Here is a 12,979-nt window from a genome sequence, read left to right as displayed (position 1 = left end):
CACCCCGAGTGATGACGGCGGGACTCGTCGCGGCGACCGTCATCACCACAGCGCTGGCGCTCTGGCTGACCTTCGGAATCTACGAACAGAACGAGGCGGACCGACGACGCCAGGGCATCCTGGCCGCGGCCCGCCAGTCGGCACTGAACTTCACCTCCCTCGACTACCGGCACTACGACCGCGACAGCGCGAATGTCCTGGCGGGCGCGACGGGCGACTTCAAGAAGCAGTTCACCGCCCAGACGGAGCAGTTGACGAAGCTGGTGGCCCAGAACAAGTCCGTGTCGGAAGGCCAGATCCTGGAGGCGGGCATCGTCCGCTCCGACGAGGACTCGGCCCGTGTGCTGGTGGTCGCCGACAGCAAGGTGACCAACACCGCCGTGCCCGGGGGAGAGGCGCGCACGTACCGGCTCCAGCTCGACCTCGTACACAAGGACGGCCGCTGGCTGACGTCCGACGTCGAGTTCGTCGGCTGATTCACGGGCCGATTCGCCGACCGACAAGCACCGACGAGGAGTACCACCATGCCGAAGACGACCACCGGCCGCGCCCCCGGTCCCGGCACCCGCCGCACCATGACGGCGGCCGCCCGCGCGGCGGCGAAGCGCGCGGAGCGCGGCCACCGCGAAGCGGACGCGGCGACGGCCACCCACGAGGAGTCCCCGCGCCGGGCCGAGCGGCCACTCGCCGGACGCACCGTCCTCATCGAGGCCCCGAAGCACGGCTGGGACGACCCGCCGGAGCCGTCGCCGGAGTCGTTCGGGCAGGACGGGCCGCAGGAGCGCGGCGAGCCCGGCTCCGGCAACCGACGGAAGCTGCTCACCTTGCTCCTGGCCGTCCTGCTCGTCGCCGGCCTGGTCGCGCTGGCCGCCCTGGGACGGCAGTACCGCGACGGCCGCCTGACGGAGACCGCCCGGACCGAGGCGCTCACGGCCGCGCGCACAGCGGCACCGGTCGTCCTGTCGTACGACTACCGCCACCTGGACAAGGACTTCTCGAGGGCCCGCGCCCACCTGACCGGCGACTTCCGCGACGAGTACGGCAAGACCACGAAGACCGTGGTCGCCCCGACGGCCGAGAAGTACCACGGTGTCGTGAAGGCAAGGGTCGCCGCCCCCGGCTCCGGTGGCGCCCCGGCCGCCTCCGTCGTCTCGGCCTCCCCCGACAAGGTCGTCGTCCTGCTCTTCGTCAACCAGGTCACCGAGAGCACTCAGGTGTCGGGGTCCCGCGTGGACCAGAACCGGGTGCGGATGACGATGAGCCGTACGGGTGACGAGTGGAAGGTGAGCGCGGTGGACGCGCTGTGAAGGAAGGCGGCGGCGGTCTCACCGCGCCGGGTTCAGTGAACGCCGCGCGCCTCACCGCGGCGTGACCCGGCGGGGAAAGGTGAACGGGCTCTTGTGCGTTACCCGGTGATCAGAGCGAATGACGCGGAACGTCCGCCTGTGCCGAGTGCGCCGTGGACCGTCGTGTCACCCGCTCCAGGTGCCGTGCCAAGACCTCTCGCGCCTCCGGCGTCAGGGTCCGCAACGCCACCAGCGCCGTGATGACGACATCACACAACTCCGCCTCCACGTCCTCCCACGTGTGCGTGACGCCCTTGCGCGGGTTCTGCCCCGTCGCCCCGATCACCGCCTCCGAGACCTCGCCGACCTCCTCGGAGAGTTTCAGGATGCGCAGGAGGAGGCCCTCGCGGCCCTCTACCGGGCGGTTGGTGTCGAGCCACTCGTACAAGGCGTCGATGGTGGACCAGAGTTCAGGGGCGGGGGACTGTTCGTTCATGGGGGCGCAGCCTGCCATGCGGGACTGACAACGCCGGGTCCCGGCCCTCCGCCCCCTACTCCAGGTACTCCTCCTCGAACAACGCCTCCTGCTCCCCCTCCTTCGCCCGCCGCAGGCGCCTCGCCCTGGCCCCCACCACCACCGCCGTGCCCGCCGCCGTCGCCGCGAAGGCCGCGGGAATCATCCAGCCGCGGTTCACCGCGTGGCCGAGCAGGTGGTCGACGGAGAGGCGGCCCGGGCCCGTGATGGCCAGGCCCGCTGCCGTGAGGCCCAGCGTCGCCGCGTACTCGTAGCCGCCGCCCTGGTTGAAGAAGCCGTTCGGGGCGTGCACCGCCGCCGCCCCCGCCATCGCACCGGCCGCCGCCGCGCCCGCGGCCGGGGTGGCCAGGCCCAGGGCCAGCAGCGTGCCGCCGCCGGTCTCCGCGAGGCCCGCCGCCGTCGCGCTCGCCTTGCCGGGGACGTAGCCGACGGACTCCATGAACTGGCCGGTCCCCTGGATGCCGTGCCCGCCGAACCAGCCGAACAGCTTCTGCGCGCCGTGGGCCGCCAGCGCACCGCCCGTCCCCAGCCGGAGCAGCAGCAGGCCCAGATCACGTCGGTCGTTACGCCTCACGTCGACTCCCGGAGCAGACAGCAGGAACGGACAGCAGGAACAGAGGGGCTCTCCTCTCCTTCGCGTTTCCACCGTCGCACCACTCACAGCCCGCTACACCCGGCGGACCCGTCCGGGAGGCCGTTCGGGTGGCACGGGTGGCGGGCGGCGTTGGCCGGTACGAGGCTGGCTCGCATGACGATTCAGACCACGCGCCTGAGCGATCCGGCTGTCCGGGCCTTCGTGGCCGCCGTGAACCATCACGACCGCGAGAGCTTCATGGCGCTCCTCGCGCCGGGCGCGACCATGACGGACGACGGTTCCGACCGGGACCTCGTCGACTGGGTGGACCGGGAGATCTTCTCCTCGCACGGTCACATGGAGGTCGACAACGAGTCCAACGGCGGCCGTTCCCTCATCGCCCGCTACAGCAACGACACCTGGGGCGAGATGCGCACCCGGTGGAGCTTCACCGTGGACGAGGACGGCAGGATCACGCGCTTCGAGACCGGCCAGGCCTGACCTCCCCCGCAGGTCCTTGCGGGACCTTGGGGCAGTCTCACCGGCCAGGTGCCGGCCCCCTGCCGTGCGCACCGGCGGCTGCCGCCCGCGCCCACGCTGAAAATGCTGTTCGCCGACACGCTGCTCGACCGGTTCCCGCGCGGCGGCCGGCACACCGTCACCGCCGCCGACCCCGCCGGCATCCCGGCGGGCTCCAGCCTCGTCCGCATCCGGGCCGGGCCCACGTACACGGTCGACCAGCTCTGGCAGGGCGTCTTCCTGCGCTCGGGGAACGACGCGGTGCACGTCGGCCCACATGCTTGAGCTGTGCGGCAGTCGTTCCACCCGCACCGGTGCGTACTCCGCGGTCCCTCGCGGAATCCACCCCCACCCGGTGCGGTGGAACGACTGCCGCCTCCCCCGGGATGTGGCTTACGGAAGCGATCTGCTCCAACTGTGAAGCTTTGGTGTAGGAGAGTTGAGCATATGTCCCCTACCGGCCGCAATGGGGCGGACGTTGCTATTCCGTTTGTGCAGGTTGACGAGTTGACGAATTCCGCCGCGGGCTCAGCCGCGTCCGACGTACGGCATCGCCGTCGCCAGTACGGTCGCGAACTGCACGTTCGCCTCCAGCGGCAGCTCCGCCATGTGCCGCACCGTGCGGGCCACGTCCGCTACGTCCATCACCGGTTCCGGGGCGACTTCCCCGTTCGCCTGCAGGGCTCCCGTCCGCATACGGGACGTCATGTCGGTGGCCGCGTTGCCGATGTCGATCTGGCCGACGGCGATCCCGTACGGCCGCCCGTCCAGGGAGAGGGACTTCGTCAGGCCCGTCAGCGCGTGCTTGGTCGCCGTGTAGGCCACCGACAGCGGGCGGGGCGTGTGCGCGGAGATGGAGCCGTTGTTGATGATCCGGCCGCCCTGCGGTTCCTGCTCCTTCATCTGCAGGAACGCCGCCTGCGCGCACAGGAACGCCCCGTTGAGGTTGGTGTCCACCACGTGCCGCCAGGCCTCGAAGGGCAGCTCCTCGACCGGGACGCCACCGGGGCCGAACGTGCCGGCGTTGTTGAACAGCAGGTCGACCCGGCCGAAGCGCTCGACGGTCGCGGCGAACAGGGCGCTCACGTCCTCCGGGCGTGAGACGTCCGTCCGTACCGTGAGAGACGCGGCCCCGGGCGCCTGGGCCGCCGTCTCCTCCAGCGTCTCGACGCGCCGGCCCGCCAGCGCCACCGACCAGCCCGTGCGCAGCAGTTCCACGGCGACCGCCCGGCCGATGCCGGAGCCCGCCCCGGTCACCACCGCGATCGCATTGTCCTTGGCATTCATGGGCCCGCAGCGTACGGGAGCACTCCCGCGGCCCCGGCGGGATCAGGGCGTCAGGCGAGCGTGAGTTCCGGCTCGCCCGTCTCGTCGGGGTAGCGGACGCCGACGCGGTTCCGGATCGCGTCGAGGGTCCGCATCACGGCGAGCGTGCCGTCCAGCGGCACCAGCGGGGACTCCGTCTCGCCGGCGCGCACGGCCCGCATGACCTCCAGCGCCTCGTGGCGCATGCTGTTGCGCGGGCCGTCCGCCGGGTCGGCGGTGAACTCCTCGGCGTCGCGGCCGTCCCGGTGCAGGACGAAACGGTCCGGGAAGAAGAACCCGTGCGGGATGTCGATCCGGCCCTGGGAGCCGGTGACCGACGCGGAGGTCGCCGTACCGCCCACGATGGAGCAGTGCACCGAACCGAGCGCGCCGCTGTCGAAGGAGAGCACCGCCGCCGTCTGGAGGTCGACGCCCTCCTCGGAGAGCACCGCCCGCGCCGCGACGTCCGACGGCTCCCCGAGCAGCAGCTGCGCGAACGACACCGGATAGACGCCCAGATCGAGCAGCGCGCCGCCGCCCAGCTCCGGGTTGCGCAGCCGGTGCGAGGGCGGGAACGGCCCGGCCAGCCCGAAGTCGGCCTGGACGCTGCGCACCTCGCCGATCACCCCGTCGTCGACGAGCGCCTTGAGGCGGCGTACCAGCGGGTTGCAGTACATCCACATCGCTTCCATCAGGAAGCGCCCGTGCTCCCGCGCCAGCACGACGAGTTCCTCCGCCTCGCGCACGTTCAGCGTGAAGGGCTTCTCGCACAGCACGTGCCGCCCGGCCGTGAGACACAGCCCGGCGGCGGTCCGGTGCGCCGTGTGCGGGGTGGCGACGTAGACGACATCGATGTCCTCGTCCTGCGCGAGGGCGTTCCAGTCGCCGTAGGCCCGGGGGATCCCGAACCGCTCCGCGAACGTCCTCGCCGACGCCTGGGACCGCGACGCCACCGCCACGACCTCCGCGTCCGGCAGGTCGATCAGATCCGCGGTGAAAGCGCCCGCTATCCCGCCGGTCGCCAGGATGCCCCACCGCACCGTGTCCGCCGTCATTGCCGCCCCGCCTCCACCTCGTGACCCCGAGCACTGCGTACGAGCTGAGAGCATAGGTGGCGATCGACACGCAGAGGGAGGGACTCATGCCCGAGGGTGGGGCGTCCATACCGAAGACCGCGCAGGAGGCATCGGACACCGCGCAGGAGGCCGCAGCCGGGACGGACCGGCCCGACCGCACAACGCACCGCCGCACCGGGCTCCTGGTCACCTTCCTCCTCGGAAGCCTGACCGCCGTGCCGCCGCTGGCGATGGACATGTACCTCCCGTCCCTGCCGGAGGTCACCCGTTCCCTGCACGCGCCCGCCGCGACCGTCCAGCTCACCCTCACCGCCTGCCTGGCCGGCATGGCACTCGGGCAGCTCGTGGTGGGGCCGATGAGCGACCGGTGGGGGCGGCGCCGTCCGCTGCTCGCCGGGCTCGCCGTCTTCGTCGTCGCCACCGTGCTGTGCGCGCTCGCCCCCACCGTCGAGCTGCTGGTGGCCTTCCGGCTGGCCCAGGGCCTCGCGGGCGCCGCCGCCATAGTGATCGCCCGGGCCGTCGTCCGCGACCTCTACGACGGCATGGCCATGGCCCGGTTCTTCTCCACCCTCATGCTGATCTCCGGCGTCGCCCCGATCGTGGCGCCGCTGATCGGCGGGCAGGTCCTGCGCGTCACGGACTGGCGGGGCGTGTTCGCCGTCCTCACGGTCATCGGCGTGCTGATCGGGGTCCTGGTCTGGGCGCGGCTGCCCGAGACCCTGGCGCCCGCCGAGCGGCACAGCGGCGGCGTCGGCGAGGCCCTGCGCTCCATGCGCGGCCTCCTCGCCGACCGCTCCTTCGCCGGCTACACCCTCGCCGGCGGCTTCGCCTTCGCCTCCCTGTTCGCCTACATCTCGGCGTCCCCGTTCGTCATCCAGGAGATCTACGGCGCCTCCCCGCAGACGTTCAGTCTGCTGTTCGGCCTCAACTCGGTCGGGCTGGTCGTCGTCGGCCAGATCAACGGCAAGATCCTGGTCGGCCGGGTCAGTCTCGACCGGGTGCTGGGCATCGGCCTCGCGATCGTCATCACCGCCGCGACCGCGCTGCTGCTGATGTCCCTGGGCGTCCTCGGCGAGGTCGGTCTCGTGCCCGTCGCCGCCGCGCTGTTCGTGCTGATGTCCGCGATGGGCATCACCCTGCCCAACACCCAGGCGCTCGCCCTGATGCGCACCAGGCACGCCGCCGGATCGGCGTCCGCCCTGCTCGGCACGTCCTCCTTCCTCATCGGCGCGATCGCCTCCCCGCTCGTCGGCGTCGCCGGGGAGGACACCGCCCTCCCGATGGCCGTCGTCCAACTGGCCGCCGCACTGGTGGCACTTGCCTGCTTCATGGGAATGTGCCGACCCTGGAAGAAGGAGAGCAGCCGCCCGAGCGTGGAGGGAGCAGTCAGCTGAGCGCACCCAGACTGCGCGACGGCACGCCGGAACGGGCCGGACTCGACCGCGCGGAGCTGCGTCACCTCGTGCGGGAGGTCCACGTCCTGACCACGGGGCAGCGCCCCTGGGCACCGGGCGCGGTCCTGGTCGTCGGACGCGGCCCGGTGATCGCGGTGGAGGAGGCCGCGGGCTGGGCCGTGCGCTACGCGGCCTACGACCCCGAGGCCGACGTGGGGGTGGAGCTGCCCCCCGAGGACCGGGTCCCGATGACCGTCGGCACGCCCTTCGACCTGGCGTCCCTGACCAAACTGTTCACGTCCGTGGTCGCCGTGCAGCAGATCGAGCGCGGCACGCTCGGCATCGACGCCAAGGTCGGGGCGTACCTGCCGGACTTCACGGCGGCCGCCCGGCACGGCATCACCGTGCGGCAGCTGCTCACCCACACCTCCGGGCTGCGGCCCGAACTCCCGCTGTACGACTGTGCCGACGACGCGCAGCGGCTGGCGGCGCTGCGCGCGGAGCCGCCGGTCGGCGTGCCGGGCACGTACCGCTACTCCGACCTCAACATGCTCCTCCTCCAGTACGTCCTGGAGCGCGTCACCGGCCGCACCCTCGACGTCCTCGTCCACGACGGCATCACCCGGCCGCTGGGCATGACGGCGACGGACTTCGGGCCCTGCCCGGGCGCCGCGGCGACGGAGGACCAGCGGCGGCCGTGGGCCAAGGCGGACCGGGGGATGCTGCGGGGCGAGGTCCACGACGAGAACGCCTGGGCCCTCGGGGGCGTGGCCGGCCACGCGGGCCTGTTCTCCACCGGCCGCGACCTCGCGGTGTTCTGCCGCACCCTGCTCGCCGGCGGCTCCTACGGCCCCGCCCGCATCCTCGGCCCCGACTTCGTCGAGCTCCTCTTCACCCCGCCCGGCCTCGGCTTCTCCCTCGACCAGCCCTGGTTCATGGGCGACCTGGCGGGCCGCGGCGCGGCGGGCCACACGGGCTTCACGGGCACGTCCCTCGTCCTCGACCCGGCCACGGACACGTTCCTGATCCTCCTCACCAACGCGGTCCACCCACGCCGCCGCCACCCCGACAGCGCCCCGAGAGCGGCAGCGGCGTCCCGGGTGGCGCGGGCGGTGCGGGGGATGTGACAGCGCGGCCGATCGGATCTATAGGGTTGCTTCAAGGCAGAGCACAGGGGGGCCTATGGCGCGGGTTGTGTGTGTTCACGGTGTCGGGCAGCAGCAGTCGGGCGAGGAGCAACTGCTCAAGGAGTGGATCCCGGCTCTGCAGGACGGTCTCACACGGGCCGGTGCGCCGAGGGCACTGGAGCCCGGCGACGTGGCCATGGCCTTCTACGGTGATCTCTTCCTCCCGCCGGGCCGCACCCTGGGCACCACTGAGCCCTTCCTGTCCGCCGCGGACGTGGCATCCGGATGGGAGACCGACCTCCTGCGGGCCTGGTGGGCTGAAGCCGCCGCCGTGGAACCGCAGATCATGCCTCCCACGGCCGAGGGCACCCTGGGTGGGTTGCCGTCGTCGGTGCAGGTCGCCCTGATCGCCCTGTCGCAGTCCAGGTTCTTCGCCGGACTGGCGGAACGAGCGCTGGTGTCCGACCTCAAACAGGTTCGCCGCTACCTCGGCGATCCCCTTCTGCGAGCTGCGGCACGTACGAGGGTGCACACACTGGTCGGTCCGGACACCGTGGCTGTGGTGGCGCATTCCCTGGGGTCCGTTGTGGCGTACGAAGCGCTGTGCGCATTACCGGGGCACGCGGTACGGGAACTGATCACGCTCGGCTCCCCCCTGGGCATTCGCAATCTGATCTTCGACAGGCTGGACCCCGCGCCCGTAGACGCCAGAGGAGCGTGGCCCGGCAGCGACCTGCTGGGCTGGACCAACATCGCCGATGCCGGTGACGTCGTGGCGCTGGCCAAGGATCTGCGCCCCCGTTTTGGAGAGCGCGTCGTGTGCCGGTTGGTCCCCAACGGCTCCCACGCTCATGACGCCACCCACTATCTGGGCAAAGCGGAGACCGGGCAGGCCCTCTCGGCGGCACTGCGATGACCGGGGCAGGCCGGCAGGATGCGCAGCCTCGACGCTTCCTCATTGCGACGGCGGTCGCACACCATCAGCGCTCGCCGGAGGGAAACCGGCCGGGGCTGGTGGACGCACGGCAGAAGATCATCGATCTGTTCACTCAGAGGCTCGGCTACACGCACGTCAGCGACCTGGGACTCGATCCCGACCGGAACGCGCTGCTCCAGCATCTCGACCGCTTCGCCACCGACCCCGATCGGCGTCCCGAGGACATCGTGGCCGTGTATCTGGCCGGACACGGCCAGCTGATCGGCTCCACACCGCGCAGACACATGTTCTTCCCCGCCGACGCCGACCTGGCCAAACCCAAACTGGCCCTGCCGACGGCACAGATCGCGGCGGCGCTCACCGACGACACCCAGCTCACTCAGGTGTTGCTTATCCTCGACACCTGCTATGCAGGTCAGGGTGGCAGCGATGCGATTTCCGCGGCCCTTGAGAGTCTGCGGCGCAGCATCGACGACGATCCGTCCGGCATCGCAGTGATCGCGTCTGCCCAGCCCGCCCAGCAGGCATGGGAGGGCGCATTTCCCGATCTCCTCGTGGCCGCGATCGAGAGTCGGACCATCGCGGGGGAAAAGCCACCCACTCTGGACCTGGGTGCTCTCATCGCCCATATGAATGCCAACCCGTCCAAGCCGCCGACCCAGCGCATCGAATGGGACGCGGCCAGACTGACCGGCGACATCCCCGGCTTCTTCCCCAACCCGCGCCGACGCGCCGCACCCCGCGAAGTGGATCTCGCCATCCAGCATGCGGCCGAATGGGACGCCCAGGCCCGGCGAAGGGACACGGAGTTCGCGCGCCGCCTGCTGGTCCGGGCCATGGCCTACTTCGGTGACCGTGAGCAGTGGTGGTTCGCTGGACGACACGAGGTGATGGCGCGTATCACTGCCTGGCTGGCGCCCCTGACCCCGGGCCACGCGGCGCTCGTGGTGACCGCGGGACCTGGCTCCGGAAAGACAGCGGTCCTCGGTCTCACAGCCGCCCTCGCCCACTCCGAACACCGCAACACAGTCCCCGTCCACCTGCTCGGTCTACGGCCGGACCAGGTGCCGGCCGTCGGCTCGGTCGACGTCGCTATCTACGCCCAGGCCTTGACCAACGACGATGTGCTGCGCGGGCTGTCCGCCGCCGTCCGCGCGCCCGTCGGCGTCCCCGGCGATCTCGTTGAGGCCCTGTCCAAGCGGGACCGCCCGCTCACCGTGATCATCGACGCCCTTGACGAGGCCGCGACCCCCGACGCCCTGGTCACCCGGCTCGTCCGGCCGCTTCTCGAACATGGCCGGGGACGTGTCCGGCTGCTGCTCGGCACCCGTCGGCACCTGTTGCGTCATCTGCCGCCCGACATCCCGGTGGTGGACCTCGACGACCCTGATCATCGCGACTCCCGGGCCATCGCCTCCTATGCCCTGCGCGGATTGCTGGACTCCCGCCCGGAGAGCCCGTACCTGAACGTCTCTCCCCGGCTCTCCGCAGAGGTGGCACAGGCGGTCGCCGAGGCCGCCGACCCGTCCTTCCTCGTGGCCCGTATCGTCTCCGGTACGCTCGCCGCCCAGCCCTCGGTCGCCGACCCGGCCGACCAGGCATGGCGCACCGAGCTCCCACGCACCGCGGACGCGGCCATGGCCCGTGACCTGGACACACGTCTCGGCGACGACGCCGCCCGGGCCAGGGACTTGCTCAGGCCGCTCGCCTACGCCGAGGGGCAGGGGCTTCCTTGGGAGGACATCTGGGCTCCCCTCGCCTCCCGCATCGCTGGTGAGACTTACACCAACGACGACCTGCTGTGGCTCAAGCGCAACGCCGGTTCATACGTCGTGGAGGCGGCCGAAGAGGGACGCTCGGTCTACCGGCTGTACCACATGGCGCTCGCCGAGCATCTGAAACGAGGCTGCGACGACGCCGCCGTGCAGCAGGCGTTCCTCGACGTACTCGTGGGTGGGGCACCGCGCAGGATCGACGGACAGCGCGACTGGAGTCGGGCTCATCCCTACGCCCTGCGGTACCTGGCCGTCCATGCGGCGTACATCGGACGGGTCGACGAACTCCTCGAAGACCGCGGGTATTTGACGCTGTCGGAGCCGAACCTCCTGCTACACGCGCTGCACAAGGTGACGACGTCGAGGGGCCGAGCCGTAAGAACCATCTACCGGGCCTCGGCCGGAATGCACGCGGAACTGGAACCTGCCGAACGAGGCATGGTCCTGGCGGTGGACGCCATGCGGCATCTGGACCCGACCCTGTCCCGGGAACTCGCCGCCGGACACCACTGGAAGCCGCGATGGGCCTCGGGGACGCAGACGAGCACGGCCTTGCGCGCCACGCTCATCGGGCACACCGATTGGGTCTTCGCTGTGGCGTGCACGATCGTGAACGGCGTGCCGGTCGCGGTCACGGGAAGCAGGGACCACACCATGCGTATCTGGGACCTGACGACCAACACCGAGCTGCGCACCTTGATCAGGCACCAAGCGGACATCGACGCGGTGGCCTGCGCGATCGTCAAGGGCACGCCCCTGGCCGTCACCGGCAGCCGGGACGGCACAGCGCGGGTGTGGGACCTCAAGACAGGTGAGCAGCAGGCAGAGCTGAGGGGGCACGGAGTGCGCGGAGGGCACAACAGTTCGGTCACTGCTGTCGCGTTCACCGAAGTGCAGGGAGAACCGGTGGTACTCACCGGGGGCGCTGACGGCACCATACGCGTCTGGGACCTGAACTCACTGGCCCTGCGATATGTCCTGGCGGCGCATTCCGGGTTCGTGCAGGGCATCGCTTGCACCTTTGCGGGCGGTGTGCCCGTCGCCGTGTCGGGAGGCAGGGACGAGTGGGTCAAGGTGTGGGACCTGGAGTCCGGCACCGAGAGGGACGCGTTCTGGCACGGGGGCTGGGTGACCGACGTGGCGTGCACTGATGTCGACGGGAAGCAGTTCGCCGTCACGGACGGCCATGCCCTTCATCTGTGGGACCTGACCGGCTCGGGTCAGCACCGGAAGACGGCCGAGGGAACGCACTGTGTGAGTGTCGCCACGTCGGGCGCCGCCGGTGCCCCCGTCATCGTCGCAGGCAGTGGCGAAGGACCGGTGATGGTCTGGAACCCCGAGGGCCCCGGCGAACCGCGCCACCTCGGAGGCCACACCAACATCGTGTACTCGGTCGCCTGTACCGAGGTGGCCGGTGATCCCGTGGTAGTGGCGGCCGGTCTTGACCAGGAAGTGCGCGTGTGGGACCTGGACGCGACGATGGAGAGCAGCGATCCAGGCGGGCACCGGGCGATCGTCTGGTCCATGGCCTGGGCGACGCACGGCGGCCGGTCGGTGCTGGTGACGGGGGCCATCGACGGCAGCGCAACCGTATGGAACGTCAAGACGGGGGAGGTCGAAGCTTCCTTCGGCGCACCTGTGATCAGGGGCCGCATGGCGCAATGCGCCGAGACGGCCGGCGAGCCCTGGGTGATCACGCGTGGCCGGGCCGACGAAGTCGTCCACGTGTGGGATCCGTGCACCGGTACCGAGCTGGGATCCTGGGACAGCGGGAACATGAACACCCGCGTCATCGGATGCATGGAGCTCGAGGGGCGGCGCCTGGTGTTCGTCGAGGCCGGGATAGGGCGGGCGGCCGTAGTCGACCTGGGAACGGGCGCCGAACTGGCTGTCCTGAGCGGCCATCCGCTGGCGAGCACGTGGCTGGACGGCAGACAGATTGCCCTATTCGTCACAGGTCCCACGACGGACGCACGGTTCACCACGGACGTCATGGGCGAGATCCGGGCGTGGGACCCGGGGACAGGAAAAGAGCGGCTTCTCGCCCGTGCTCCCATGACACCTGTCCAGTCGCTGAGCACGGCAACTGTTCAAGGGACGTCCCTCGCCGTCAGCGGGCACGTGGACGGCGAGGTGCGACTGTGGGACCTCTCCTCCGGTGCGCAGCTCAGCCTGGTCCGTACTGAGCCGGGGGAGGTGCGCGGGGTGGCTCTGGGCTGCCTTCAGGGCACTCTGGTCGTGGCCGTTGCGCACGACAACACAGTCGAGGTACTGGATGCCCGCACGGGATCCGCACAGGACACCTGGGTCTTCCCGTATGCCGTCGGGAGCCTGTCATTCGGTCCTGCGGGTGAGCTCGTCGTCGCCACGGGCCATGAGGTCGTGCTCCTCGAACCGCAAGGCTCCCTGTCATGAGTGGTGCCTTCCTCGTGGGCGCCGCCCTCTGCGGTG

General features: G+C 70.9%; 12 protein-coding genes. 8 read left to right on the top strand and 4 right to left on the bottom strand.

The genetic code is table 11. From position 1 onward, the window contains the following. Nucleotides 1-11 precede the first annotated feature (11 nt). Together HNR57_RS05560 and HNR57_RS05555 are read left to right on the top strand one after the other, a co-directional pair. Nucleotides 12-476 (top strand): Rv1363c family protein, encoded by a 465-nt coding sequence (locus HNR57_RS05560; protein ID WP_184557014.1) that lies wholly within the window; start codon nt 12-14, stop codon nt 474-476. Between the two features lie 48 nt (nt 477-524). Further along, nucleotides 525-1,307, top strand: coding sequence for an Rv1363c family protein (locus tag HNR57_RS05555; protein ID WP_184557011.1), 783 nt, complete (start codon nt 525-527; stop codon nt 1,305-1,307). A 109-nt stretch (nt 1,308-1,416) separates the two neighbouring features. Here HNR57_RS05555 and HNR57_RS05550 read toward each other — a convergent pair whose 3' ends face one another. Together HNR57_RS05550 and HNR57_RS05545 are read right to left on the bottom strand one after the other, a co-directional pair. Continuing rightward, nucleotides 1,417-1,782 carry a MazG-like family protein gene (locus HNR57_RS05550; RefSeq protein ID WP_184557007.1) on the bottom strand — a complete coding sequence of 122 codons (366 nt, stop codon included), beginning with the start codon at nt 1,780-1,782 and terminating at the stop codon, nt 1,417-1,419. 55 nt (nt 1,783-1,837) lie between these two features. Next, the gene (locus HNR57_RS05545) at nt 1,838-2,395 is read right to left on the bottom strand and encodes a DoxX family protein (RefSeq protein WP_184557005.1); all 558 of its coding nucleotides are present in this window, start codon (nt 2,393-2,395) and stop codon (nt 1,838-1,840) included. Nucleotides 2,396-2,569: 174 nt separating this feature from the next. Here HNR57_RS05545 and HNR57_RS05540 point away from each other — a divergent pair, with 174 nt between their 5' ends. Beyond that, a complete protein-coding gene (locus tag HNR57_RS05540) occupies nt 2,570-2,896 on the top strand; it encodes a nuclear transport factor 2 family protein (protein WP_184557002.1) in 327 nt (108 codons plus the stop codon). 102 nt (nt 2,897-2,998) lie between these two features. Next, complete coding sequence (locus tag HNR57_RS05535; protein WP_376772174.1) at nt 2,999-3,199, top strand: hypothetical protein; 201 nt, start codon at nt 2,999-3,001, stop codon at nt 3,197-3,199. A 243-nt stretch (nt 3,200-3,442) separates the two neighbouring features. On the opposite strand, the gene HNR57_RS05530 is transcribed toward HNR57_RS05535, so the two are convergent. Beyond that, on the bottom strand, nt 3,443-4,201 hold the full coding sequence (locus tag HNR57_RS05530) for an SDR family oxidoreductase (RefSeq protein WP_184557000.1): 759 nt from the start codon (nt 4,199-4,201) through the stop codon (nt 3,443-3,445). Nucleotides 4,202-4,251: 50 nt separating this feature from the next. Continuing rightward, entirely contained in the window at nt 4,252-5,274 is a 1,023-nt protein-coding gene (locus tag HNR57_RS05525) for a Gfo/Idh/MocA family protein (protein WP_184556997.1), read from the bottom strand. A gap of 86 nt (nt 5,275-5,360) precedes the next feature. On the opposite strand from HNR57_RS05525, the gene HNR57_RS05520 reads away from it, so the two are divergent. The 4 genes from HNR57_RS05520 to HNR57_RS05505 all read left to right on the top strand — a co-directional run bounded on the left by HNR57_RS05520 (nt 5,361) and on the right by HNR57_RS05505 (nt 12,943). Beyond that, nucleotides 5,361-6,689 carry a multidrug effflux MFS transporter gene (locus HNR57_RS05520; protein ID WP_184556995.1) on the top strand — a complete coding sequence of 443 codons (1,329 nt, stop codon included), beginning with the start codon at nt 5,361-5,363 and terminating at the stop codon, nt 6,687-6,689. After that, entirely contained in the window at nt 6,632-7,816 is a 1,185-nt protein-coding gene (locus HNR57_RS05515) for a serine hydrolase domain-containing protein (RefSeq protein WP_184556992.1), read from the top strand. Before HNR57_RS05520 ends, HNR57_RS05515 begins: the two co-directional genes overlap by 58 nt. Before the next feature lie 67 nt (nt 7,817-7,883). Next, nucleotides 7,884-8,732: a lipase family protein gene (locus tag HNR57_RS05510; protein WP_313672951.1), complete on the top strand. Its 849-nt coding sequence runs from the start codon at nt 7,884-7,886 to the stop codon at nt 8,730-8,732. Further along, nucleotides 8,729-12,943, top strand: coding sequence for a caspase family protein (locus HNR57_RS05505; protein WP_246554308.1), 4,215 nt, complete (start codon nt 8,729-8,731; stop codon nt 12,941-12,943). The genes HNR57_RS05510 and HNR57_RS05505 overlap by 4 nt, the downstream gene beginning before the upstream one ends. The last annotated feature ends 36 nt before the right edge of the window (nt 12,944-12,979 follow it).

This window comes from Streptomyces paradoxus (genome assembly GCF_014202475.1).
GTDB classification, from domain to species: Bacteria; Actinomycetota; Actinomycetes; order Streptomycetales; family Streptomycetaceae; genus Streptomyces; species Streptomyces paradoxus.
Note: the sequence above shows the minus strand (reverse complement) of the source record. Positions and strands in the feature narration are given on the sequence as shown.